Here is a 24,181-nt window from a genome sequence, read left to right on the forward strand (position 1 = left end):
TTCGCTCTATATTTTCAAATGTAATGAGGGTGAAAAGATTATTTTCCGGCGCGGCCAGCCAGCAGGTCGTTACAGAAGTCGTTCCATACCTTCAGCCAGAGATCGACGCGCTGTTCCATCTCGGCATAGCGGTCTTCAGTCAGCGCCTGGCAGAACAGGATCCATGCATCTTCGGAGTGACCATCTTCAATGGACTCTCCCGTTTCGCTTTCTACATGGATGCTGTGATAGCCCTTGGTGACGTCAATATCCGTCGCTTTATCAACGCCTTTGGCCCACGGCGTGGCGAAGTCATGGAAGACGGTCTCGGCCACCGCCAGCAAACCCACCAGCTGGGTATAGTCGCCATAGGCGTTTTCAAACGTTGCGCGACAGGCCAGGGAGCTGGACATCGGCAGCCAGGATTTCACCTCGTGTTCCGTCATCCCCAGCTGCTGGATGGTCGTAAAGAACTGCACGTAGTGCGCCAGCGCGGGCTGGCCGTTGTAATTACCCTCGGCGTCTTCGCCAGGGTGGAAGCCCAGCTCATCCAGCAGGTTGATTTGCAGCAGAAAACGGGCCGCCATTTTCGCCTGCGCGCCCAGCGGAGCTTCCAGCTGTTTCGCCGCGCTTAACGCTTCAATAACGGCATCGGTAAAGACTTGCGCAAAAGCGTGATAAAACTCCAGATGGAATACGCGCATCTGTTGAAGATCGACTTCACCGCTGTTCATTTTTGACAATATAGGGCTGCGCATCAGCGGATGGGATTCAATCCGGTCAATAAGCCTGTTGGCAAATGCGCGGTTTTCTGTATAAACGTGCTTATCTACGGTCGCGACAATAGCGTCCCGACCCAGCTGGCGGGTATTCAGTAACGTTTTCATTTTTATATCTCAGGTAGGTGATAGTTTACAGGGCTGAAACCCTGCCAATTGCCATTACGACTAACGCATACATTCCACAGCTAAACGGTATAACCTGCACATATTTAAATGGCAGATAAAAACACGATGCAATCAGGAGAACCGGAATACCTACCGAAAGTATCATCATGCAAATAACGGCATAATATTTATAGGTATAAGACACGGCGAGGTCATCAATACACATGCCATAGAGCATGGATATTAACGGCAGCATAATAAAGGCAATATGTGCCAGCCTTAACATTCTGCGGTTTAAATCGGTATAGTTTTCATGTCCTTTGGGGGCACGAAACGGTCCCTTAAACGCATACATCCCCATTAATCCGCCCATCATTATGCCAACGACAATACCGCTCCAGCCAAAGGCAATCAGTATTGCACTGAGATTAGCCACTCTCTTTCTCCTGTTTAGTGGTGCACAAAGGTAAGGCGCCTGAGAAAATACAAGCACCTTTATTTATTAATAATAAAATCAGATATAACGATTAAAAGTCCGGGTATTCTTTATCCGTCGCGTACGTTATCGGTTTTTCAAATCCGGGAATGGTGATGCCATTCCTATCAATCTTTATATCTTCCTCATTTATCCCCTGCTGTCCGAACAGATAAATGACATTGAGTTCCCCCTGCGAAGCCGCCTCGTCGTACGCGTTAGCCTGACGTCGCACCTGGCGGTTACGCTGCTGATATTCCGCAAACACCGTTTCCCCATAGCGTTTGCGCAACCATTGATGGGTAAGCTTTGGCGAGTAAACCACCCCCGTGGCATTATTACCGCCAAAGCCTTTTGAATTTATAAAGGCGATTTGTCCCTGGCCTTCCTCTAATTTGCAGTCCTGAAGAGGAATGGTTAAGCGTGCGTTGTTCACCTGCGGCGCGATGTGCGACACGCTTTTAATTCCCGGCAAAATACCGTAGCGGAAGACGCCGAGGCAGCCGATCAGTTGGTCGCCGCTGGCGGGCCCCAGGGAGTGACCGAGATAGGATTTCACCGCCGTCACCGGCCAGTCGCGAATCGAAAAGGCTTGCGCAACGCGGTCAAAAATATCCGCCTCGGAGACGCAATTCTTCGGCGTGCTTGAACCGTGCGCCTGAATAAACGAACCCTTCTGCACCGTCTCCATCCCGGCCATCGATACCGCAGAGGCTACGGCTTTCGCCATGGTGATGTAGTTCCCCGGCCCCGGTGACGCGATAGAACGCTTAAAGCCGTCAGCGTTGATGAAGACATTCCCCACCGAACCGTGGATCTCTGCGCCAAGCTGCAGCGCCAGCTCGTCGTCCATTAACACGACATACTGGCTGGATTCCGCGATTACAAAACCGCAGCTGTTGCCAAACGGGCGGCTGCTGTTGCGCCAGTCGGCGGTTTCCTTTTCATCAATATGCTTAAGCTTGCTCTCCGTTGCCAGAGCGCCCATGGCATCGAATCCTTCAATCACTTCTGAGGTGACCGGCGCTTCGGCGCTACCCACGACGGCTACGCGAATGCGCCCCGCTTTGATATCTTCAACCGCCGCATTCAGGTTATACAGAAACGTGGCGCATGCCCCCAGCGTGGCGCTGGTATGGCCGACGCTACCCAGCACATACGCATTGAGGAAATCGGCGCACATGCTGTTCAGGCCCAGCGGACACTGCTTGGCGCTAACGCGATGGCCTTTCAGGCGCGACTGCAGCATCCCGCCAAAGCCATAATCGTCGAGCTGTCCCATAATATTGCCCGAATAGACGCCGAGCTGATCCGGCGTGATATTTGCCTGCACCTCTCGCCACGGGATCCCCAGGGCGTTGATGGCGTCTGACGCCCCGACAATCGCCATTTGTAACGCCCGCGGATGGAACTGCGAATTGTAATGGTCGCCCGGGCGGAATCCCTGCGGCAACAGCCCGGCAGCCTGCACCTCCGTGCGCAGCAACGCCTCAATTTTACAGTCCATCTCTCCCTGAACGGTAATACGAACACGCTGATCCGCTAATTCTTCAACGTGCCATCCCGCCGGTAAGGGGTAAGGTAATTGTCTGGCAGATATATTAAAACTGAACCCTTCTTCGCCTGAAACCATATTCAATTTTGCATGGCTGGCGATAGCATCGACATCAAAATAGTCGCGCGTGATTTTTCTGATAAGGGTCCCCTCAAGCGCCTCGTCTTTTATCCTCGCGGCGGCCTGAGCAGGTGTAAATCTTTTACCGGAAATGTCGCAATACCCGCCCTCATCATATTTAAGCACGCCCATCAGGATGGCTAACGATAATAACGTCTCCTGCCTTTCCTCTTCCGATAATGACTCAATAATCATTCGACGAAATGCATGATGTGAAGAACTACGACCAGCTGGACCATAGCCGCCAAAAGCCGTTATTACGGGTAATTTCACCATAATTCATCCTGTAGTGGTCGTGGATTTATTTTGTTAAGTAAGTGCGATAATTTCAGATATTAGTTTACAAATTACCAACAAAAGCTAATATGAAAATCCAGCCAAAATGCTGACTTTTTTGGCCAGGACAACGATGAGCTACCAAAAATAATAGTCAAAACAGGTATTAATCAAAAATGACAAATACACAAATAGGATTTGTGTTATGCGAACGCATGCTAAGTTCCGGTCTCAGTCTTCCGATTGAAATGTGGAAAGCCGCAGCCAGTAGCTATTTAGCTGAGCAAAAAACAACATCCCATGCAGACACGCACAAACCGGAGAAGTCACCCTTCAGGCTCTGTCGCCCGGAGAATATTCTGAAGGTGAATACCATTGGCATAAACAGCGAGCCCATCCTGACGCACAGTGGCTTTAGCATTACCGCCGATACCACCCTTGCCGCAGACAGACACTATGACGTTATCTATCTTCCTGCCCTGTGGCGCAATCCTCGCGGAGTGGTCAGACAACAGCCTGAACTTCTGGAATGGCTGACCGAGCAGGCCGCGCGAGGAACCCGCATCGCCGCCGTCGGAACGGGCTGCTGCTTTCTCGCGGAGTCGGGACTGCTCGACGGGAAACCCGCCACCACCCACTGGCACTACTTCAAACAATTCGCGCGCGACTACCCCACCGTAAAATTACAAACAAAACATTTCCTCACTCAGGCCGATAATATTTTCTGCGCCGCAAGCGTTAAGGCCCTATCAGACCTGACGATCCATTTTATAGAAACGATATACGGGAAACGGGTAGCCACACATACCCAACGGACATTTTTCCATGAGATTCGTAGCCAGTTTGAGCGTCAATGCTACAGTGAAGAAAACAAACCCCATCCGGATGAAGACATTGTTCAAATTCAAATCTGGATAAAAGCCAACTGCGCTTCGGATATATCCATGCAAAGTCTTGCAGATATGGCTGGCATGAGTTTGCGCAACTTTAATCGCCGCTTTAAAAATGCCACCGACATGTCTCCTCTGCAGTATTTATTAACCGCCAGAATTGAATCCGCCATGACAATGCTGCAATCCACCAATCTGTGCATTCAGGAGATCGCGAATGCGGTTGGATATCAGGATATTGCGCACTTTAATCGCCAGTTTAAGCATAAAACAACGGTTTCACCGGGGGATTACCGTAAGACCGTCCGGGCAAAGATGTTTAGTGCATAAACGCCGGTCATCTCTGATAATGAAAAGATGACCACGAGGAGGCTCACCGTGCAAGGCGTACCGGAACAGTTTACTGATGAAAGAGACAGCGCGCGCTTTCGCCATCTGGCGCATCTGCCGGGCCTGGAGCTTTATCACGCGCATATTTCTGACTACGCCTTTGAGCCTCACACCCATGAAGCCTTCGGGATCGGCACGATTGAAACCGGTGCCGAACGCTTTCGCTATCGCGGTACCCAGCATCTCGCGGCGGAAAAATCCGTCGTCACCATGAACCCGGACGAGATCCATACCGGAGAATCCGCCACCGAAGGCGGCTGGCGCTACCGGATGGTCTATATCGAACCCGACCTGCTGGAAGAGGTGACCGGCCTCCGGCACTGGTGGTTTAGCGATGTCACGCGTCATGACCCGCTGCGCTCGCAGCAAATCGGCAGGCTCATTTACGGCCTGTGGCACACGGACGATCCGCTTGCGCAAAAAGGATTGCTGCTGGATTTGATTGAGACCTTCCGGCCGTTTGCCCATCACGCGCCGGTGGTTCTGGAAGGCGCGCACCGCTTCGAACGCGTGCGCGAGTATCTGCACGACAACTATATGCGCGCCCTGACGCTGGACGAGCTGGCCAGCGTCGTATCGCTCAGCCCGTACCATTTCCAGCGCCAGTTCAAAGCCCATTTTCACGTTACGCCGCATCAGATGCTGATGGCCATTCGCCTCTGGCGCGCTAAAGCGTTCCTCACCCACGGCATGCCTGCGGCAGAGGTCGCCGCCGCGACCGGGCTGACCGACCAGTCGCATTTAACCCGCGCGTTTACCCACCGCTACGGCATTACCCCCGTGCGCTACCAGAAGCAGGTCACCCGGCGCTAATGCGCAATCTCATACAATACGCGCGCATTTTCCCCTCCTACACTGCATACAGCGTAAATACCTGTGGATGGAAAAATGATTAGTGGTGTGTTGTATGCCCTGCTGGCCGGGATGATGTGGGGGCTGATTTTTGTCGGCCCATTAATCGTACCCGAGTATCCGGCAATACTGCAGTCGACCGGACGTTATCTGGCGCTCGGGCTGATTGCTCTGCCTCTGGCGTGGCTGGGATGCGCGCGCCTGCGTCAGCTCAGCCGTCAGGACTGGGGTACCGCGCTGGCGCTGACCATGATGGGCAATCTTATCTACTACGTTTGCCTCGCGAGTGCCATTCAGCGTACCGGTGCGCCGGTATCTACCATGATTATCGGCACGCTGCCGGTTGTTATCCCCGTCTTTGCGAACCTGCTCTACAGCCACCGCGATGGCAAACTGGCATGGTCAAAAATGACCCCGGCGCTGGTATGCACCGCCGTGGGGCTGGTATGCGTCAATATTGCCGAGCTGCGTCATGGGCAGGCGGAAGTTGACCTGTGGCGCTACGGCTCTGGCATTGTGCTGGCGTTCATTTCCGTGGCGTGCTGGGCATGGTATGCCTTGCGCAATGCGCGCTGGCTGCGGGAGAACCCGGACAAGCACCCGATGATGTGGGCGACGGCGCAGGCACTGGTCACGCTGCCCGTCTCGCTGGTGGGATATGCCGGGGCGTGCATCTGGTTAGGCCATCAACAGCCAGACTTCGCCCAGCCCTTCGGGCCAAGACCCTGGGTGTTTATCGGCCTGATGGTGGCGATTGCAGTGCTGTGCTCATGGGTGGGCGCGCTGTGCTGGAACATTGCCAGCCAGAAGCTGCCGACGGTGATTTTAGGGCCGCTGATTGTCTTCGAAACCCTGGCCGGACTGCTTTATACCTTCCTGATGCGCCAGAGCGTGCCGCCGTTATTCACGGCCTGCGGGATCGCGCTGCTGGTGGTGGGGGTGGTGATGGCGGTAAGAGCGAAGCCGGAAAAACCGAGGGTCGTTCCGGCGTCGGAGGTGTGATTTTTGCCGGGTGGCGGCTCCGCCTTACCCGGCCTACAAGAAGCCGTTTCGTAGGCCGGGTAAGCGCCAGCGCCACCCGGCATGATGTTAAAACGTTTCCCAGTTCCCTTCAGACGCCGCCGCTGCGGGCTGCGCTTTTGGCACATAGGTTTTCACCGGCGCCGCTTTGACCGCCTGGTTGCGGGTGATTTTGAACACCGCCACCGCTTCGTTCAGGCGTGCAGCCTGATCTTCCAGCGCCGCCGCCGCGGCCGCGGACTCCTCTACCAGCGAGGCGTTCTGCTGGGTCACGCGGTCCATCTCGGCTACCGCCTGACCCACCTGGTCGATACCGCGGCTCTGCTCGTCAGAGGCCGAGGCGATTTCGCCCATGATGTCGGTGACGCGGGTGACCGCATTAACGATCTCCGCCATCGTCTCCCCGGCTTCGTTAACCAGCTGGGAGCCCGCGTTCACGCGCTCGCCGGAGTCATCGATCAGCGCTTTGATCTCTTTCGCCGCCTGGGCGCTGCGCTGTGCGAGAGTACGGACTTCCCCTGCCACCACCGCAAAACCACGGCCCTGCTCGCCCGCGCGCGCCGCTTCCACCGCCGCGTTCAGCGCCAGAATGTTAGTCTGGAAGGCAATACCGTCGATCACGTTAGTAATTTGCGCGATTTTACTGGAGCTGGTGGCGATTTCGTCCATTGTACGCACCACGCCTTCCACCACGTTACCGCCCTTCTTCGCCGTTGAGGAGGCGTCCAGCGCCAGGCGGGACGCCTGACGCGCGTTATCGGCGTTCTGCTTCACGGTAGCCGTCAGCTGTTCCATGCTGGCTGCCGTTTCTTCCAGAGACGCGGCCTGCTGCTCGGTACGGGAAGAGAGATCGTTACTGCCCGCAGAAATTTCGCCTGCACCGGTGTAAATCGTATCTGCGCCTTCACGCACCACGCCCACCGTGTTCGCCAGCGAGGTTTGCATCTCCTGAACGTTGCGCGCCAGGATAGCCATCTCATTTTTACCGTCAGCCTGAATGGGCTGGGTTAAATCCCCTGCCGCAATGGCGCGAATATGGTTAATCACCTCTTCCAGAGGCAGCAGCAACACGCGGCGCATGGCTACCCAGCTGGAAATAATCACCACAATCACCAGCAGCATGACCGCAGAGAGGATCCACAGGATGTGTTTGTAATCACTTTCATTATCCTGAATGCCTTTATCGGTTAGCGCGGCCTGCGCTTCACGCCATTCACGATAAACCGTCTGCATCGCGTTTTGCTTTTGTTCTGCATTCTGCTTGAACATATCTTCCAGATTGCCCTGGCTCAGCAGAACGTTCATTTGGGTCAGCGTTGCAGAGTAAATGCGGTACTGCTCTTCGAGCCGGTTAGCCAGGTTCTCGTCCAGGCCTGGCGTATTCGGCAAGGCATAGTATTTATCGTAATGGACCTGCGCTTCAGTCAGCAGATTTTTCGCCGTCGTCACCAGCTCATTCAGCTGACCGCCGTTAATTTGCGAGGCCATGCTGCTTTGCAGGCGCAACATCCCGCGGTTCAGGGTGACGCGTGCCTGGTTCAGACTGATCCACGCATCGGTAAACTCCGCCACGTTCTGGCTGGAAAGCTGCGACACGGTGAAGTTGTCTTTATCGTTGTTCAGCGCGTTGATAAAGATACCGGCGGAAATCACTTGCATGATGCCGAGCACAAGCAGCACCGAAATCAGAAGGGTAATGACTTTTATACGTTTAAACATGCGTTGCCTTTGTTATATGCAGGTTTGTCTGACGTGGATATATCGGCAGTCGCGGCGGGTTGTTTACTGTTTCTACACCTTTAAAAAGTTTCTAAACCACTTTCCTAAGTCCATTCAGAGAGTTAAATGGGGGTATTTTTTGTGATCTGCATCTCATTCCCCCCTTCCCTCTAAAGGGTTATAGCGCCGCCTTAAAGATGCATTTAATATGCATCTTATATTATTGATGACGAGGTAACTGCTATGGCCTTTCGCGACCAACCCCTTGGCGAGCTGGCGCTCTCCATTCCTCGCGCTTCTGCGCTGTTCCGTAAATACGATATGGATTACTGCTGCGGCGGTAAGCAAACCCTGGCGCGTGCGGCCTCACGCAAAGAGCTGGACGTTGAGGTGATTGAAGCAGAGCTGGCGCTGCTGGCCGAGCAGCCCGTCGACAAGGACTGGCGAACCGCCCCGCTTGCTGAAATCATCGACCATATCATCGTGCGATACCATGACCGTCACCGTGAACAGCTGCCGGAACTGATCCTGCAGGCGACCAAAGTCGAGCGCGTCCATGCCGATAAACCTTCCGTACCGCGCGGTCTGGCAAAGTACCTGACCCTGCTGCACGAAGAGCTTTCCAGCCATATGATGAAAGAAGAGCAGATCCTCTTCCCGATGATTAAACAGGGAATGGGAAGCCAGGCGATGGGGCCTATCAGCGTGATGGAAAGCGAGCACGATGACGCGGGTGAACTGCTGGAAGTGATCAAACACACCACCCACAACGTCACGCCGCCGCCAGAAGCGTGCACAACGTGGAAAGCGATGTACAACGGCATTAACGAAATGATTGACGAGCTGATGGAACACATCAGTCTTGAGAACAACGTTCTGTTCCCGCGGGCATTAGCTGGGGAATAAAAAAGGCCGCTGCGGCCTGATGCCCTCACCCCGGCCCTCTCCCACAGGGAGAGGGTGCAAAAACTAAAAACGGCAACCGAAGTTGCCGTTTTGCTTTTACCTTACGCCTGCCATACGTTTCTTACCGATAAACACCCAGCCCAGCCCCAGCGCGATAAACCACAGCGGCGTAACGATGAGTGCCTGACGGGTATCATCTTCCAGCGTCAGCAGAACCAGCACGAAGACGAAGAACGCCATGCACACCCAGCACATCAGCTTGCCCAGCGGCATCTTGTAGATCGATTTTTCATGCAGGTGCGGACGCTGTTTGCGGTACACCAGGTATGAACAGAGGATGATGGTCCAGACGAACATAAACAGGATCGCAGAGACCGTGGTAATCATGGTGAACGCGCCAATCACGCTTGGGTTCACGTAGAGCATCACCACACCGCCCAGCAGGCACATGCAGGAGAAGGTCAACCCTTTTGCCGGTACCGCACGCTTAGACAGCTTGGCGAACGCGCTCGGTGCCACGCCCTCCTGCGCCAGACCAAACAGCATACGGCTGGTGGAGAATACGCCGCTGTTGGCTGACGAGGCAGCAGAGGTCAGCACCACGAAGTTAATCAGGCTCGCGGCAGCAGGCAGGCCTACCAGCACGAACAGCTCAACAAACGGGCTCTTGGTGGGCACCACGGAGCTCCACGGCGTCACGGACATAATGATGACCAGCGCGAAGACGTAGAACATGATGATACGAACCGGAATAGAGTTAATGGCGCGCGGGAGAGACTTCTCGGGATCTTTGGTCTCCGCCGCCGTGGTGCCCACCAGCTCAATGCCCACGAAAGCAAATACCGCGATCTGGAAGCCAGCAAAGAAGCCGCTGATGCCTTTCGGGAACCAGCCGCCGTCATTCCACAGATGGGTAAACGACGCCTGAACGCCGGTTGGTGACTGGAAGTGCGTCAGCACCATCACCAGACCCACAACAATCAGTCCCACGATAGCGACAATTTTGATCATCGCGAACCAGAACTCCATCTCACCGAACATTTTGACGGTGGCGAGGTTAAGGCTCAGCAGCAGAACAATAACCGCCAGCGAGGCAACCCAGTCCGACAGCCCCGGGAACCAGAACTGCGCGTAGGCGGTAATCGCCACGACGTCCGCCATACCGGTGACGACCCAGCAGAACCAGTAGGTCCAGCCGGTGAAATAGCCCGCCCACGGCCCGAGCAGGTCAGAAGCGAAGTCGCTAAAGGATTTGTATTCGAGGTTCGAGAGCAGCAGTTCACCCATTGCACGCATCACGAAGAACAGCATAAAACCGATAATCATATAGACAAATATGATTGACGGTCCGGCGAGACTGATGGTTTTGCCCGACCCCATAAACAGCCCGGTACCGATGGCACCCCCAATCGCAATGAGCTGAATATGACGGTTTGTGAGATTGCGCCGTAGCGACTGTTCGGACGACGCCTCTTCGTCGGCGACGACTTTGACCTGATCTACCATGTGATATTTTCCTGTTTATGCCTGTCTGTGTTGTTAAGGCTCTTCTGGCCTTTAAATACGTCAAAAGATGACGTTCCCTTGTAAGGGCTAATCGATATTAGGTAAGAATCGGCGGGATGAATACTATGATTTAGATATTATGTTAATAATATGTTGAAAGTGAGTGTCATATCACTCATACAGCGCGAAACAGCTCACAAAAATACACGCAACAGTTTCGTTTGCAAGATAAAATGTTGATAGCACCGTAACTATAGGTTTTTACACTATTTTCCTCTCCCCAACCGGGGAGAGGAAATAAGAAAATTCGATTACAGAATTTCCAGCAGCTCGACTTCAAAGACCAGGGTGCTGAATGGCGGGATGGACGCGCCAGCGCCGCGCTCGCCGTAGGCCAGGTTATGCGGGATAGTCAGTTCCCATTTGGAACCGACCGGCATCAGGGTCAGCGCTTCGATCCAGCCTGCGATAACGCCATTCACCGGGAATTCAGCCGGTTCGCCGCGCGCCACGGAGCTGTCGAAGACGGTACCGTCAATCAGCTTACCGGTGTAGTGTACGCGAACGTGGTCGGTACGTGCCGGGATTGCGCCGTCGCCCTGATTGATCACGCGGAACTGCAGACCAGACTCGGTGCTGTTCACGCCTTCACGCTCGCGGTTCTCTTCCAGATATTTCACACCTTCGGCGGCCATCTCTTCAAAGCGCGCACGACGCACGGCGTCAGCACGTTCGTGGATTTCACGCAGCGCACGGTGCACGACGTCAACCGGAACGGCAGGCTGTTTGCCTTCCAGCGCGTCAGCGATACCCGCCACCAGCGCTTCTGGTAACAGACCTTCCAGGCCGGATTCGCTCAGCTGCTGTCCTACCTGCAAGCCGATACCGTAACTTGCCTGCGCTTCGATAGTGTCAAAAGTCGGGGTGGTCATGGGTTTTCCTTCCATCACATTTAAAGTAGCGGGCAGCATATCAGCCATGCCCTTATGGGTAAAACTTTGTCTGAAGTTAAGGTGACAAACCGCGACGAAACAGAAACAATAGAGATAACCAGGATTAATCCCGAACTGATGTCACGGATGTCGGGTTTACTACGCCGTTCAGGCAGTTAGCAAACTATACTTCGGGACACAGGATAAAAAATACGCGGAGCAGGAGGAGTGCCATGCCCGGGCGATTTGAACTGAAACCTACCCTGGCGAAAATCTGGCAGGCGCCGGACAATTTTCGCATCATGGACCCGCTGCCTCCTCTGCATCGCAGAGGGATCATCATTGGCGCGCTGATGGTGATCGTGGGCTTCCTGCTTCCTTCCGGAGGCGATGATGTTGATACCGCACCCGTCACCCGCAATGCCCAACTGGACATTCAGTCGCAGACGCGGCCGCAGCCTGACGCACAGCCGATGCAGACGCAGCTCGTCACCCCGTCTAACGATCCGGGTCAGGTCGCGCCGGTTGAGCCAGAGCCTATTCAGGATGAACAGCCGCAGGATCAAGCCGCCGCCCCGTCTCAGCCTCAGGCGCAACAGCCCACCGGCATTGAGCAACAGTGGCGTTCCTATCGCGTTGAGCCGGGCAAAACCCTGGCGCAGCTGTTCCGGGATCACAACCTGCCGCCGACCGACGTCTATGCCATGGCGAAGGTGGAAGGCGCAGGCAAGCCGCTGAGCAACCTGCAAAATGGGCAGATGGTGCAGATCCGCCAGAACGCCAGCGGCGTGGTGACCGGCCTAACGATCGATACCGGAAATGGTCAGCAGGTGCTGTTTACCCGTCAGACCGACGGCAGTTTTATTCGCGCACGCTAGTTCTGTAGGCCGGGTAAGGCGTAGCCGCCACCCGGCACACTGTTCTCAGGCACTCCGCTTGTTTACCCACCAAATCCCCGAGCAGACCAGCACCAGCGCAACCGCATATTTGATATTCAGAATATTTTCTCCGAGGAAAATGGCGGATAATACTGTGCCTGCCACTGGCACAACGAAGTTAAACGGCGCAATTATACTGACTCGGTTGACTTTCAGCAGCATGCTCCACAGCGCAAAGGCTACGGATGAGAGCAGCGTCAGATATCCCAGCACGGCGATGGCCTTCATACTGTGCACTTCCAGCGTTCCGCCAGTCGCATATCCGCCCCCCACCAACACCAGCCCGCCGATAGCCAGCTGCCAGCCGGTCATCACCGTGGGGTCGACGGTCTGGGAGATGCGTTTTCCGTACAGCGTGGCGGCGGAGAGAATAAAAGCAGCCAGCACCACAAACCCGTCACCATTCCAGACAAACTGGAAATCGCTTAACCCACTGTGGAAGTTCACCAGCATTACCCCGGCAAACCCGAGAATACAGCCCAGCGTTTTGTTATAGCTGAGTTTGTCGTTGTGGTAGATAAAGTGCGCCAACAGAACGCTGAAGAAGGTTCCAGTGGCATTCATGATTGAACCATTTACCCCCGTCGTGTAGGCCAGGCCAATATAGAAGAAAGTGTACTGAATGGTCGTCTGGGTCAGCCCGAGGATGGTGAGCTGGCCAAACTGCTTGGGCGTAAGCCTGCCAATCGGTTTTCGCTGAGCCAATGCAAACAGCAGCAGCAACACACCGGCAAACAGGAAACGGTATCCGGCAAACACCACTTTCGATGGAATATCATCGGTTGCGATCTGGAAAAGCTCATAACCACTTTTAATGGCCGGGTAGGAGCTACCCCAGAGTAGACAGCAGAGCGTGGCGCAGGCATAGGCCACATTTCGACGAGCAAAGACAGGCGTGGGCAGAGCGGTATCCATGACAAATCTCATAAATAAAATTGCGTTTCAATTTATTGTCAGAGAATGCGACAGGAATAGCTACCATACAAGAAGAAATGATGAATTCTGGTCTCCCAGAAAAGCAAAACGCCGGCACAAGGCCGGCGTTTCAACGTGAGCAGAGTAAAAAATTACTCAGCTACAACGTTAACAACCAGTTTAGCGAACACTTCGCTGTGAACCTGGAAGTCAACTTCGTGCTCACCAGTGGTACGCAGAACGCCGTTCGGCAGACGAACTTCGCTCTTAGCCACTTTAACGCCTGCTGCAGAAACTGCATCAGCGATATCGCGGGTACCGATGGAACCGAACAGTTTACCTTCGTCGCCAGATTTAGACGCGATGGTAACGGTGCCCAGTGCGTTGATTGCTTCAGCGCGAGCGTTAGCAGCCGCCAGAACGTCAGCCAGTTTGGCTTCCAGTTCAGCGCGACGTGCTTCGAAAAACTCTACGTTTTTCTTGGTAGCTGGAACAGCTTTACCCTGTGGAACCAGGAAGTTACGTGCGTAACCCGCTTTAACGTTAACCTGATCACCCAGGCTGCCCAGGTTTGCTACTTTATCAAGCAGAATAACTTGCATTACCTTATCCTCTTAAAGTCGTATTAATGGACCGTGCCCGATTACTGATGACGATCAGTGTACGGCAGCAGGGACAGGTAGCGAGCGCGTTTGATAGCGCGAGCCAGCTGACGCTGGTATTTTGCACGAGTACCGGTGATACGGCTTGGGACAATCTTACCGCTTTCGGTGATGTAGTTTTTCAGCGTTGCGATATCTTTATAGTCGATCTCTTGAACGCCTTCCGCGGTGAAACGGCAGAACTTGCGACGACGGAAATAACGTGCCATATGGCTAGTCTCCAGAATCTATCAAATCAATCTGCTCGGCATGCAGAACCATTTTGCTCAGGCCGTTCTTTGCCTTGTGGCAAGAGATGAACCCCTGAACGATTACTGCGCTACCGACCGTTAAACTGTGAGTAATGGCCTGGTTTTCGTGTCCGCTAATAATTACGGGCATTTGGCACCACGCCTGCCGGTGAAACCCGGCTTCCTCTTGCACAGAACGATGCTCAAGCACGAACTGGCAATGCGGAATTCCTGATGGACTGACCTTTCGAAGGGGAGCCCTGCATACGATGCCGGACAACGCCAGACGGTTGGTCATCAGAAATTACTCTTCAGAATCCCCAGCATCAGAATCATCTGCGGTTTCGTTTGCGAAATCATCGCGACGCTCACGGCGCTCGTCTTTCGCTTTAACCATCGGAGATGCTTCGGTAACTGCGTTTTTGGTACGCATAACCATGCTGCGGATAACGGCATCGTTGAAGCGGAAGGTAGTTTCCAGCTCATCGATCACTTCCTGCGGCGCTTCAACGTTCATCAGAACGTAGTGTGCTTTGTGCAGTTTGTTGATCGGGTAAGCCAGCTGACGGCGGCCCCAGTCTTCCAGACGGTGGATCGTACCTTCTGCACCAGTGATGGCAGCAGTGTAACGCTCGATCATACCCGGAACCTGTTCGCTCTGGTCAGGATGGACCATAAAAACGATTTCGTAATGACGCATCGAATTGCTCCTTACGGATTATTCAGCCTCCTGTCTGGGTCAGCCGAGGCCCGGGGAGGCAAGGAACGTGTTAAAGGTCGGCTGAAAAATTGACGCGTCATAATACTTGCGCGCCCCTGGAAACTCAAGCTGATTGCACAAATAATTCGCACAAAGCGCGAAGCGGGTCTAAGTGGGTGATTTAAAATTGGTCACACCCGGAAGCGCTGTTTTTTTGAACAACTGCATCAGAAATGGTCACGCATCCCCGTCGGATGAGTGATTACACTTTAATCAGAGATCACCTGAATTAAAGAAGGAGCATCCCCCCTCTCGCAGCACGTAGTCGTGGAGCGCATATCATGAAAAAAATCGCATTAGCCATAATGGCGGCGCTTTTGCTCAGTGCAAACGCGATGGCAGCCATCAAGATAGACGGCCGACAGGCCAGAAACATGGATGATGTGCAAAGCTTGGGCGTCATTTACATCAATCATAATTTCGCCACGGAAAGTGAAGCAGATCAGGCACTAAATGAAGAAACCGATGCGCAGGGCGCAACCTATTACCACGTGATGTTAACCCGTGAGCCCGGCAGCAACGGCAATATGCACGCCAGTGCAGATATTTACCGATAACGCTTTAACGCTAGCACCAGGAAAGCCAACAACGAGAACATAGCCATAGTTGACGTTGCCCCCTGCCCGGGGGCTTTTTTTTGTGAATGGCTCCGGAATACCACCGGTTACAACTGTTTTCCGGTATTCCAGAGCGCTTATTCACTTCTGCCCGTAGTAGGCATTCGGGCCGTGCTTGCGCATGAAATGCTTGTTCATCAGGTAGTCATCAATGCCCTGAAGCTGTAGGTTGATGCCGCGGGCAATCCACGCCATACGCGCCACCTCCTCCATGACAACCGCATTATGGACGGCGTCGTGGGCATCTTTTCCCCAGGAGAACGGACCGTGCTGATACACCACAATACCCGGCGTATGCAGCGGTTCGCTTTCACCCAGCGTTTCGATGATGACCTTACCGGTGTTGAGCTCGTATTCTCCTTCCACTTCAGCCTGCGTTAATGCGCGCGTGCAGGGGATGTCGCCAAAGAAGTAGTCCGCGTGGGTCGTGCCCAGCGCCGGGATGGGCAGCCCCGCCTGTGCCCAGGCCGTCGCGTGCGTGGAGTGGGTATGCACCACGCCGCCAAGGGAGGGATAACGCCGGTACAGCGCCAGATGGGTTGCGGTATCTGAAGAGGGACGCCATTTTCCCTCCACGACGTTTCCGTCGAGATCCACCACCACCATATCCTCTGCTTTCATGGTGTCATACGCCACGCCGCTCGGCTTAATCACGATCAGCTCCTGCTCGCGATCGATAGCGCTCACGTTGCCCCAGGTGAACGTGACCAGACCATAGCGCGGCAGATCCATGTTGGCTTCAAAGACCTGCTGTTTAAGCTTAAGCATGTTCAGCCTCCAGCAACCCTGCCCGCGCCATACGTTCGCGCACCCAGTCCCGCGCCTTCGCCACTTCCGCAGCCGGGTCGTCCGACGTCTCGCTCCACATCTCAATCAGGTAAGGCCCGCAATAGCCTGTCTGCCTGAGCGTCTCGAAGCACCGTTCGAAATCCACCACCCCGGTGCCGAACGGTACGTTTTTAAACACGCCAGGACGGGTATCTTTGACGTGTACCGCCACGATATGCCCGACGCCCGCCTGCAGCTCCATCTGTACGTCGTTATCCCATGCCGACAGGTTGCCGATATCGGGATAAAGCTGGAACCACGGGTTATTCAGATAGTGTGCGTAGCCCAGAGCCTTGCTGATGGAGTTCATCAACGGGTAGTCCATGATCTCCATCGCCAGCGTGACCTGCGCGCGGCTTGCCATCTCGACGCTCTCTTTCAGGCCATCACGGAAACGACGACGCGTTTCATCGTTGGCTTCCTGATAGTAAACGTCATAACCCGCCAGTTGGATCACGCGAATACCGACATCCTGCGCAAAGCGAATGGCTTTACGCATGATCTCCAGCCCCTGCGCGCGTACGGCATCGTCTTCGCTGCCGAGCGGAAAACGACGGTGGGCGCTCAGGCACATGGACGGCACGCGTACGCCCGTTTCAGCAACGGCGCTCACCAGCGCCAGGCGCTGTTCGCGGCTCCAGTCGAGGCGAGAGAGACGCTCGTCCGTCTCATCCACGGACATTTCGACAAAATCGAAACCCAGCTGTTTTGCCAGCTGTAGCCGCTCCAACCAGCACTCCCCCGCAGGGAGTGCCTTTTCATAGATGCCAAGCGGGACCTGTTTTGACAACATACCCGCTCCTTAGCCCCAAAGCTGAGCGATTGAGCGTTTGAACTGACGCGCCGCTTCCACCGGAGACGCCGCATCACGAATACTACGACCGGCAATAAAGACGTGAATTGGAATGCCCTGGAACAGCGGCAGATCTTCCAGAGCCAGGCCGCCGGTGACGGTGACTTTGAAGCCCATATCCGCCAGACGTTTGATGGCGCTGATATCCGCGTCGCCCCACGCCACGCCTGCGGCCTGCGCATCGCGGCTACGGTGATAAACCACCTGCTGAATGCCCGCGTCGCGCCACTCCTGCGCCTGCTCCCAGGTCCAGAAACCGGTCAGCTCAATCTGCACGTCGCCGTTAAACTCTTTCGCTACGTCCAGCGCGCCTTTGGCGGTGTTGATATCCGCACAGCAGATCACGGTGACCCAGTCGGCGTTGGCTTCAAAGCACATGCGGGAAAGGATTTTGCCTGCATCGGCGATCTTGGCATCCGCCAGTACGATTTTATGTGGATAGAGCGCCTTCAGGTCGCGAACGGCGCGAACGCCTTCGCCCACGCACAGAATGGTACCCACTTCGATGATGTCCACTTCTTCCGCGATCAGGCGGGTGGTTTCGTAAGCGTGGGACAGAGTTTGGTTATCCAGCGCAACCTGCAACATAGGTAATGACATGTTCAATTCCTCTTAGACTGTCGCCGCATTGGCGTTATCAATTAAATCCAGCACTTCCTGCTCGGTACGGCAGGCGCGTAAACGGTCAAAATTGGCTTCATCATCAAACAGATTGACGATCTGCATGATGCCCACCTCCTGGTGGGTGTTGGCATCCACGGCGGCCATGGTGATCAGGATATCGACCGGGTCGTTATCTTCGTGGTTGAACACCAGCGGCGTTTTCAGCGTCACCAGCGCGAAGCCGGTTTTCTTCACGCCCTCTTCAGGGCGACCGTGCGGCATTGCCAGCCCTGGTGCGATCACAAAGTAAGGGCCGTGCTGCGCCACGCCATCAAGAATGGCCTGGTAGTAACGCGGCTCGACAACGTCAGCCTTAACCAGCAGATCCACGCTCAGCTTCACCGCTTCCTGCCAGGTGCTGGCCTCAGCCTGTAAAAGAATGGAGTTATTCTCTGCCAGCGAATCACGTAGTTTCATGTGGCGTCCTTACTTCACGTCTTGTGGGAAGTGCTCTTTGATCACTTCCAGCAGTTTTGGTCCGAAATCCGCAGGCGACAGCATGTTGCGCACGCCCACCACATATTTATTGCCCGACACGCTAATTTCGCCGGCGATGTGGGTAGAGGCGATGATGATGTCCGCGCCGTTCAGTTCACTTTTGTATTCACCCACCGCGCAGCTGTTCACCGTGTGGTCGATGTTTGACTGGGTTAAAAACTGGTCCACTTTCATCTTCATGATCATGGAGCTGCCTTGCCCATTGCCACACACAGCCAGGATACGTACGGTCATAATCGAAACTCCTTAATGAGCAGACACTTCTGCTGTTTGTTTTTCCGCATCTTCTTCAGCTCGCAGCGAACGGCCAGCGAAGAACATATAAGCCAGAGCAATCAGGATGATGACGGCCATAAAGACCAGCCCGACGGAGGCAAAGCCCTGCATCATCGGCGGGGCCAGAATTGACCAGTCCGCCATGCCCATCCAGGCACTCATACCGGTGAGCTTGACCGCCCACACGCAACCGAAGATTTCGACCATGCCCATGACCAGGCAGATCTTGAGCGCCGCCCGCCAGCCGCCGAAGTGGTTAGCGAAGACGCCGATGGTGGCGTTGGAGAAGAACATCGGGATAAAGCCAGGAATAATCAGGATTGAGGAGCCGCAGCCGACCAGGATGCCCACCGCAATCAGCTGGCCGATGGTGCCCCACATAAAGCCCCAGACCACCGCGTTTGGCGCGAAGCTGTAGATAGCGGCACAGTCAATTGCCAGCACCGCACCGGGGATCAGGCGCTGTGAGATACCGTTGAAGGCTTCCGACAGTTCGGCGACGAACATACGCACGCCCTGAGTAATGATGAAAATGGCCACCGCGAAGGAGAAGCCGGTCTGCAGGATATAGACCGTCCAGTGCGTTTTACCCGCCATCGCCTGAACAACGTCAATGCCGAAGGAGAGCAGAATGGCGCCGAAGAAGATGGTCATCACAATCGCGGTGGAGACGATGTTGTCGTGGAAGATATTCAGCCAGCCCGGCAGCTTAAGTTCTTCAACGCTCTCTTCTTTTTTGCCCAGGTACGGCGCAACTTTATAGGCAATCCAGGAAGCAAACTGCTGCTGGTGTCCGATGGAGAAGCCGCAACCGTCGGTCACTTCCTGGGTTGGCTTGTACATCATGTTGGAGGTGATACCCCAGTAGAGCGAAACCAGCACCGCGGTGCAGATAATCGTGGTCCACATTGGGTAACCGAAGATATAGAGAGAAACCGCGATCAGCCCCGCCTGCTGGAACATGATGTGCCCGGTAAGCATGATGGTGCGAATGCCGGTAATGCGGCGCAGCAGCACATAAATGATGTTGAGCGCCAGCGCGAGCAGAACCGCATAACCCACCCAGCTATAGGCATCCCCCATGCGTTCGATGGTCGCCATCATGGATGCGTAGGTGTCAGAGATGGCACCGTTGATGCCATATACCTCAGACATTTTGGCGACGACCGGCTTAAAGGTGCTGGTCAGAATGCCTGAACCCGCCTGCAACAGCATGAAACCGATAATGGTTTTGATGGTGCCTTTGATAATCACGCTGACGCTTTTGCGCAGCAGGATATAGCCCAGGCACGTCACGATACCCAGCAGCAGCGGGGCGTTGGTCATTACCTGATTAAAGAACACGGTAAAGACGTTGTAGAGGATCTCCATAACTCTCTCCAGAAATGAGAACACGAGGGGCAATCCCTGTGTGGTTGGTGCCATCACTCTATTAATCACAAATAATCATCACAAGATTGCATTTGATTATTTGTGACGTATCACGCAAATTATTTCCATGGTGTTAGTAATGATTTTCACTACCGTACATGAAAAATAAATTAATCTTTATAATTCATGCAATTAATTTTTTACACAGGATAGTCTAACAAGGAATAAGTGCAGAGTCCGTGAAGTCGAGCAGATAAAATTCCGCATTTTTGCCATTGCAAAGCGCATCAAATGGTGACAGCATTAATCACAACGAATCATTTAGTGATTACTTTTGATTAAACCAGGAGTCAAAACGATGAGTAAAGTGAACACCATCACCCGTGAGTCATGGATTCTGAGCACCTTCCCGGAGTGGGGCAGCTGGCTGAATGAAGAGATCGAGCAGGAACAGGTTGCTCCTGGCACGTTTGCAATGTGGTGGCTCGGCTGTACCGGTATCTGGCTGAAATCAGAGGGTGGCGCAAATATCTGCGTCGATTTCTGGTGCGGCACCGGCAAGCAGAGCCACGGCAACCCGCTGATGAAAAAAGGCCATCAGATGCAGCGCATGGCGGGCGTAGAAAAACTGCAGCCGAACCTGCGTACCACACCGTTTGTGCTTGATCCGTTTGCCATTCGCCAGATCGACGCCGTCCTTTCTACTCACGATCACAACGATCATATCGACGTGAACGTGGCGGCAGCGGTAATGCAAAACTGCGCGGACGACGTGCCGTTCATCGGGCCACAGACCTGCGTGGATCTCTGGATTGGTTGGGGCGTGCCGAAAGAGCGCTGCATCGTGATGAAGCCTGGCGACGTCGTGAAAATCAAAGATATTGAAATCCATGCGCTGGATGCCTTTGACCGTACCGCATTGATTACCCTGCCAGCCGACCAGAAAGCCGCTGGCGTGCTGCCGGACGGAATGGATGAGCGTGCGGTCAACTACCTGTTTAAAACCCCTGGCGGTTCCCTGTACCACAGCGGCGACTCTCACTACTCCAACTATTACGCGAAGCACGGTAACGAGCATCAGATTGACGTGGCGCTGGGCTCCTACGGCGAAAACCCGCGCGGCATTACCGACAAAATGACCAGCGCCGATATGCTGCGCATGGCGGAAGCGCTGAATACCAAAGTGGTTATTCCGTTCCACCACGATATCTGGTCAAACTTCCAGGCCGATCCGCAGGAAATCCGCGTGCTGTGGGAAATGAAAAAAGACCGCCTGAAGTATGGCTTCAAGCCGTTCATCTGGCAGGTCGGCGGCAAGTTCACCTGGCCACTGGACAAAGATAATCTGGAATATCACTACCCACGTGGTTTCGATGATTGCTTCACCATTGAGCCAGACCTGCCGTTCAAGTCCTTCCTCTGATAGCGCAGCCAAATCGCCAGACGTGATGTCTGGCGATGTCATATTTCTTTTAGTAATTTCACGCTATTTCAAATATCATCTTTTCAAATCAATTCTTATCGGAATAGCTCATGACGGAAGCGCAACGGCATCAAATTCTCCTGGAACTCCTGGCGCAAACAGGGTTTATCACCGTCGAGAAAGTGATCGAACGTTTAGGGATCTCCCCGGCAACGGCGCGGCGAGACATTAACAAGCTGGATGAAAGCGGCAAGCTGAAAAAGGTCCGCAACGGCGCGGAAGCCATCAGCCAGCAGCGCCCCCGCTGGACGCCGATGAATATTCATCAGGCGCAAAATCATGATGAAAAAGTACGGATCGCCAGAGCCGCGTCGCAGCTGGTGAATCCCGGCGAGAGCGTGGTCATCAACTGCGGCTCCACGGCGTTTCTGCTGGGTCGTGAAATGTGCGGCAAGCCGGTGCAAATCATCACCAACTACTTGCCGCTCGCCAACTATCTCATCGATCAGGAGCATGAGAGCGTGGTGATCATGGGCGGCCAGTACAACAAAAGCCAGTCCATCACCCTTAGTCCTCAGGACAGCGAAAACAGTCTCTATGCCGGGCACTGGATGTTTACCAGCGGCAAAGGCCTGACGGCGGATGGCCTGTATAAAACCGATATGCTGACCGCGATGGCGGAGCAAAACATGCTTAACGTTGTGGGCAAGCTCGTTGTGCTGGTCGACAGCAGCAAAGTGGGCGAGCGCGCGGGGATGTTATTCAGCCGTGCCGAACAGATCGACATGGTGATCACCGGCAAAGGCGCCAACCCTGAGATCCTCCAGAAGCTGGAAGATCAGGGGGTGAAAGTCCTGCGCGTCTAAAGATGCTGGCGGAAAAACGCCACCGTGGCGTCCAGCGCCGTCGGCGTGATGCGGTGGCGTACGCCCGGTTCCCACAGACAAGTCAGATTACCGTCCAGCCCTTCATTCATTAACGCCTGCTGAAGACGGAAGGTTCCCTCGGGCGGGACCACATCATCCGCGTCACCGTGCCACAGCAGCAGCGGGCGATCGGCCACGCGCGGCAAAGCCCGGGTCACTTCCCACTCTGCCAGCGTCGCGGTCATTTCCGTTAAATCCTGAGGGGGAAAAAGCGTCTTCGCCAGCGAAGTAAAGTAGCCCGAGCCCATCAGACAGGCGACAGACGTCACTTCAGGATGATGCGTCATAATCCCCAGCGCCGTCATACCGCCCATTGATGCCCCGGCGACAGCCAGACGATTGTCGGCCACCAGCCTTGCCTCATAAAGCGCATCGCGCAGCCCGGCAAACTCGGTCAGGCTCCCGTGCAGGATCTGCCAGAACTGCCCCAGCCGCGCCTGCTCATTGCCCATAAAGCGTGCGCCGTGGTCTGGTGCATCTGGCATCACCACGCGGAAACCCGCCTGCGCCAGCGCTACCGCAAAATAACTGTAAACCAGCTTCGATGAGGTAAACCCGTGATAAAAAACCACAACAGGCAGCGGTTTATCACGTTTACCCGCTGGCATCGCGTGTAAAATTTCATGGTCGCCGAGGTGGCGTATTTCAATTTCAATCATTGTCGACCCTGTGCGAATGTATGATTCATAATGTTGAGAACTGGGTTACGCTTTCACGTCATTTTCATTCGAAATATACGTCCCAGATAACACTTCGGGAACATTCCCCCAAAACTAAATTCACAGACAACTACACTATGGCTATCAGGAAACGAGATATGGTTATGCGCAGGTTTGCTGCTTTATTGCTGGTGTTTCTGCTGAGTGGCTGTAGCGCGCTGCAGGGAACGCCGCAACCCGCTCCACCGGTCGCCGATCATCCACAGGAGATTCGTCGTAATCAGACGGAAGGATTACAACGAATGGGCACCATCTCCGCGCTGGTTCGCGGCTCTCCGGATGACGCAGAATCGGCAATAAAAGCACAGGCCGTCGTCGCCAAAGCAGATTATTACGTCATCATTATGATCGACGAAACCATCATAACGGGACAGTGGTATTCACAGGCCATTTTGTACCGTAAATAATGGTTTTCCTTTGAACGAGATTTACACTGCTTTGCGTCCATAGACATTTTCCTGTCCACAATAAACTCCACGCCCGCATCAATGGAAGGGAGTTTATTCGCGAAGGATTGCCCGGCGGATACCGGATATATGTGAAATGGAGCTGACGATGAAACGAACTCTTGCTTTGACCTCACTGTTGCTCTCAGCAGGCCTGCTGAGCACCACCGCGCAGTCAGCAGAATTCGCCAGTGCTGATTGTGTGACTGGCCTGAATGAAATTGGCCAGATCTCCGTGAATAATATCTCGGGGAGCCCGCAAGACGTTGAACGTGTCGTGGCATTAAAGGCCGATGAGCAGGGTGCTTCATGGTATCGCATCATCCAGATGCAGGAAGATAACCATATCGATCGCTGGCGGGTACAGGCCATTCTCTACGTGTAATCTCCCTTCTGATAAAAGCCACTTATTTTTAGTGGCTTTTCGTTTTTGCAAATTTTTTATCTTATATAAAACCAATCAAGAACAATAAAATAACATTTTGTTACATTAATTCAGTAAACGTAATCCCCGCTCTGCCGTTGAAGAACCATACCTTTTCAATGATG

Annotated in this window: 28 protein-coding genes; 10 read left to right on the forward strand and 18 right to left on the reverse strand. The window is 54.1% G+C overall.

Annotated features, from left to right (window positions below; translation table 11 throughout):
* Nucleotides 1-38: 38 nt before the first annotated feature.
* The 3 genes from NQ230_RS20925 to NQ230_RS20935 all read right to left on the reverse strand — a co-directional run bounded on the left by NQ230_RS20925 (nucleotide 39) and on the right by NQ230_RS20935 (nucleotide 3,292).
* Nucleotides 39-866 (reverse strand): hypothetical protein, encoded by an 828-nt coding sequence (locus NQ230_RS20925; protein ID WP_104949582.1) that lies wholly within the window; start codon nucleotides 864-866, stop codon nucleotides 39-41.
* A gap of 25 nt (nucleotides 867-891) precedes the next feature.
* Entirely contained in the window at nucleotides 892-1,302 is a 411-nt protein-coding gene (locus NQ230_RS20930) for a membrane protein (RefSeq protein ID WP_024907308.1), read from the reverse strand.
* 91 nt (nucleotides 1,303-1,393) lie between these two features.
* On the reverse strand, nucleotides 1,394-3,292 hold the full coding sequence (locus tag NQ230_RS20935) for a beta-ketoacyl synthase (RefSeq protein WP_257258973.1): 1,899 nt from the start codon (nucleotides 3,290-3,292) through the stop codon (nucleotides 1,394-1,396).
* 176 nt (nucleotides 3,293-3,468) lie between these two features.
* Between NQ230_RS20935 and NQ230_RS20940 the strand changes: the two genes are divergently transcribed.
* The 3 genes from NQ230_RS20940 (at nucleotide 3,469) to NQ230_RS20950 (ending at nucleotide 6,426) form a co-directional block, all read left to right on the forward strand.
* A complete protein-coding gene (locus tag NQ230_RS20940) occupies nucleotides 3,469-4,512 on the forward strand; it encodes a GlxA family transcriptional regulator (protein WP_228057851.1) in 1,044 nt (347 codons plus the stop codon).
* A gap of 48 nt (nucleotides 4,513-4,560) precedes the next feature.
* On the forward strand, nucleotides 4,561-5,385 hold the full coding sequence (locus NQ230_RS20945; protein ID WP_219324319.1) for an AraC family transcriptional regulator: 825 nt from the start codon (nucleotides 4,561-4,563) through the stop codon (nucleotides 5,383-5,385).
* A 75-nt stretch (nucleotides 5,386-5,460) separates the two neighbouring features.
* A complete protein-coding gene (locus tag NQ230_RS20950; protein WP_257258975.1) occupies nucleotides 5,461-6,426 on the forward strand; it encodes a DMT family transporter in 966 nt (321 codons plus the stop codon).
* 87 nt (nucleotides 6,427-6,513) lie between these two features.
* Here NQ230_RS20950 and NQ230_RS20955 read toward each other — a convergent pair whose 3' ends face one another.
* Nucleotides 6,514-8,163 (reverse strand): methyl-accepting chemotaxis protein, encoded by a 1,650-nt coding sequence (locus tag NQ230_RS20955; protein WP_121424858.1) that lies wholly within the window; start codon nucleotides 8,161-8,163, stop codon nucleotides 6,514-6,516.
* Nucleotides 8,164-8,406: 243 nt separating this feature from the next.
* Here NQ230_RS20955 and ytfE point away from each other — a divergent pair, with 243 nt between their 5' ends.
* Nucleotides 8,407-9,069, forward strand: a complete 663-nt coding sequence (ytfE, locus tag NQ230_RS20960; RefSeq protein ID WP_257258976.1) for an iron-sulfur cluster repair protein YtfE — start codon at nucleotides 8,407-8,409, stop codon at nucleotides 9,067-9,069.
* A 96-nt stretch (nucleotides 9,070-9,165) separates the two neighbouring features.
* Here the strand turns inward: ytfE and cycA are convergent, their stop codons facing one another.
* Complete coding sequence (cycA, locus tag NQ230_RS20965) at nucleotides 9,166-10,575, reverse strand: D-serine/D-alanine/glycine transporter (RefSeq protein WP_024907315.1); 1,410 nt, start codon at nucleotides 10,573-10,575, stop codon at nucleotides 9,166-9,168.
* A gap of 311 nt (nucleotides 10,576-10,886) precedes the next feature.
* Nucleotides 10,887-11,507 carry a BamJ family beta-barrel-assembly machinery protein gene (gene bamJ, locus NQ230_RS20970; RefSeq protein ID WP_008502892.1) on the reverse strand — a complete coding sequence of 207 codons (621 nt, stop codon included), beginning with the start codon at nucleotides 11,505-11,507 and terminating at the stop codon, nucleotides 10,887-10,889.
* Nucleotides 11,508-11,740: 233 nt separating this feature from the next.
* Between bamJ and NQ230_RS20975 the strand changes: the two genes are divergently transcribed.
* On the forward strand, nucleotides 11,741-12,385 hold the full coding sequence (locus tag NQ230_RS20975; RefSeq protein WP_213329034.1) for an OapA family protein: 645 nt from the start codon (nucleotides 11,741-11,743) through the stop codon (nucleotides 12,383-12,385).
* Nucleotides 12,386-12,430: 45 nt separating this feature from the next.
* Here the strand turns inward: NQ230_RS20975 and NQ230_RS20980 are convergent, their stop codons facing one another.
* From NQ230_RS20980 to rpsF, 5 genes are all read right to left on the reverse strand, one after another.
* Entirely contained in the window at nucleotides 12,431-13,360 is a 930-nt protein-coding gene (locus NQ230_RS20980) for a DMT family transporter (protein ID WP_257258979.1), read from the reverse strand.
* A gap of 152 nt (nucleotides 13,361-13,512) precedes the next feature.
* Nucleotides 13,513-13,962 carry a 50S ribosomal protein L9 gene (rplI, locus tag NQ230_RS20985; protein ID WP_023310148.1) on the reverse strand — a complete coding sequence of 150 codons (450 nt, stop codon included), beginning with the start codon at nucleotides 13,960-13,962 and terminating at the stop codon, nucleotides 13,513-13,515.
* 41 nt (nucleotides 13,963-14,003) lie between these two features.
* Nucleotides 14,004-14,231 (reverse strand): 30S ribosomal protein S18, encoded by a 228-nt coding sequence (gene rpsR, locus NQ230_RS20990; RefSeq protein ID WP_000135199.1) that lies wholly within the window; start codon nucleotides 14,229-14,231, stop codon nucleotides 14,004-14,006.
* A gap of 4 nt (nucleotides 14,232-14,235) precedes the next feature.
* Nucleotides 14,236-14,550, reverse strand: coding sequence for a primosomal replication protein N (priB, locus tag NQ230_RS20995; RefSeq protein ID WP_008502895.1), 315 nt, complete (start codon nucleotides 14,548-14,550; stop codon nucleotides 14,236-14,238).
* 6 nt (nucleotides 14,551-14,556) lie between these two features.
* Nucleotides 14,557-14,952 carry a 30S ribosomal protein S6 gene (rpsF, locus tag NQ230_RS21000; protein WP_080328808.1) on the reverse strand — a complete coding sequence of 132 codons (396 nt, stop codon included), beginning with the start codon at nucleotides 14,950-14,952 and terminating at the stop codon, nucleotides 14,557-14,559.
* 341 nt (nucleotides 14,953-15,293) lie between these two features.
* Here rpsF and yjfY point away from each other — a divergent pair, with 341 nt between their 5' ends.
* Nucleotides 15,294-15,569 (forward strand): DUF1471 family protein YjfY, encoded by a 276-nt coding sequence (gene yjfY, locus NQ230_RS21005; RefSeq protein WP_159515380.1) that lies wholly within the window; start codon nucleotides 15,294-15,296, stop codon nucleotides 15,567-15,569.
* 141 nt (nucleotides 15,570-15,710) lie between these two features.
* On the opposite strand, the gene NQ230_RS21010 is transcribed toward yjfY, so the two are convergent.
* From NQ230_RS21010 to ulaA, 6 genes are read right to left on the reverse strand one after another with little or no spacing between them, the layout of a single operon-like run.
* A complete protein-coding gene (locus NQ230_RS21010; RefSeq protein ID WP_257258985.1) occupies nucleotides 15,711-16,397 on the reverse strand; it encodes an L-ribulose-5-phosphate 4-epimerase in 687 nt (228 codons plus the stop codon).
* A complete protein-coding gene (locus tag NQ230_RS21015) occupies nucleotides 16,390-17,250 on the reverse strand; it encodes an L-ribulose-5-phosphate 3-epimerase (RefSeq protein WP_159515378.1) in 861 nt (286 codons plus the stop codon). The genes NQ230_RS21010 and NQ230_RS21015 overlap by 8 nt, the downstream gene beginning before the upstream one ends.
* A 9-nt stretch (nucleotides 17,251-17,259) precedes the next feature.
* Entirely contained in the window at nucleotides 17,260-17,910 is a 651-nt protein-coding gene (gene ulaD, locus NQ230_RS21020) for a 3-keto-L-gulonate-6-phosphate decarboxylase UlaD (RefSeq protein ID WP_063144079.1), read from the reverse strand.
* Nucleotides 17,911-17,922: 12 nt separating this feature from the next.
* On the reverse strand, nucleotides 17,923-18,390 hold the full coding sequence (gene ulaC / locus NQ230_RS21025; protein ID WP_257258989.1) for a PTS ascorbate transporter subunit IIA: 468 nt from the start codon (nucleotides 18,388-18,390) through the stop codon (nucleotides 17,923-17,925).
* Nucleotides 18,391-18,399: 9 nt separating this feature from the next.
* Nucleotides 18,400-18,705 carry a PTS ascorbate transporter subunit IIB gene (ulaB, locus tag NQ230_RS21030; protein WP_003856022.1) on the reverse strand — a complete coding sequence of 102 codons (306 nt, stop codon included), beginning with the start codon at nucleotides 18,703-18,705 and terminating at the stop codon, nucleotides 18,400-18,402.
* Nucleotides 18,706-18,717: 12 nt separating this feature from the next.
* A complete protein-coding gene (gene ulaA / locus NQ230_RS21035; protein ID WP_257258991.1) occupies nucleotides 18,718-20,118 on the reverse strand; it encodes a PTS ascorbate transporter subunit IIC in 1,401 nt (466 codons plus the stop codon).
* Between the two features lie 358 nt (nucleotides 20,119-20,476).
* On the opposite strand from ulaA, the gene ulaG reads away from it, so the two are divergent.
* Nucleotides 20,477-21,541: an L-ascorbate 6-phosphate lactonase gene (gene ulaG / locus NQ230_RS21040; protein ID WP_010427455.1), complete on the forward strand. Its 1,065-nt coding sequence runs from the start codon at nucleotides 20,477-20,479 to the stop codon at nucleotides 21,539-21,541.
* A 110-nt stretch (nucleotides 21,542-21,651) separates the two neighbouring features.
* On the forward strand, nucleotides 21,652-22,407 hold the full coding sequence (gene ulaR, locus NQ230_RS21045; protein WP_045907973.1) for an HTH-type transcriptional regulator UlaR: 756 nt from the start codon (nucleotides 21,652-21,654) through the stop codon (nucleotides 22,405-22,407).
* On the opposite strand, the gene yjfP is transcribed toward ulaR, so the two are convergent.
* Nucleotides 22,404-23,126: an esterase gene (yjfP, locus tag NQ230_RS21050; RefSeq protein WP_257258997.1), complete on the reverse strand. Its 723-nt coding sequence runs from the start codon at nucleotides 23,124-23,126 to the stop codon at nucleotides 22,404-22,406. The genes ulaR and yjfP overlap by 4 nt on opposite strands.
* 137 nt (nucleotides 23,127-23,263) lie before the next feature.
* Here yjfP and bsmA point away from each other — a divergent pair, with 137 nt between their 5' ends.
* Nucleotides 23,264-23,593, forward strand: a complete 330-nt coding sequence (gene bsmA, locus NQ230_RS21055; protein ID WP_257258999.1) for a biofilm peroxide resistance protein BsmA — start codon at nucleotides 23,264-23,266, stop codon at nucleotides 23,591-23,593.
* Between the two features lie 136 nt (nucleotides 23,594-23,729).
* Nucleotides 23,730-24,017, forward strand: coding sequence for a DUF1471 family protease activator YjfN (gene yjfN / locus NQ230_RS21060; protein ID WP_032665074.1), 288 nt, complete (start codon nucleotides 23,730-23,732; stop codon nucleotides 24,015-24,017).
* The last annotated feature ends 164 nt before the right edge of the window (nucleotides 24,018-24,181 follow it).

The sequence above is a fragment of the Enterobacter asburiae genome, assembly GCF_024599655.1.
GTDB lineage: Bacteria > Pseudomonadota > Gammaproteobacteria > Enterobacterales > Enterobacteriaceae > Enterobacter > Enterobacter asburiae_D.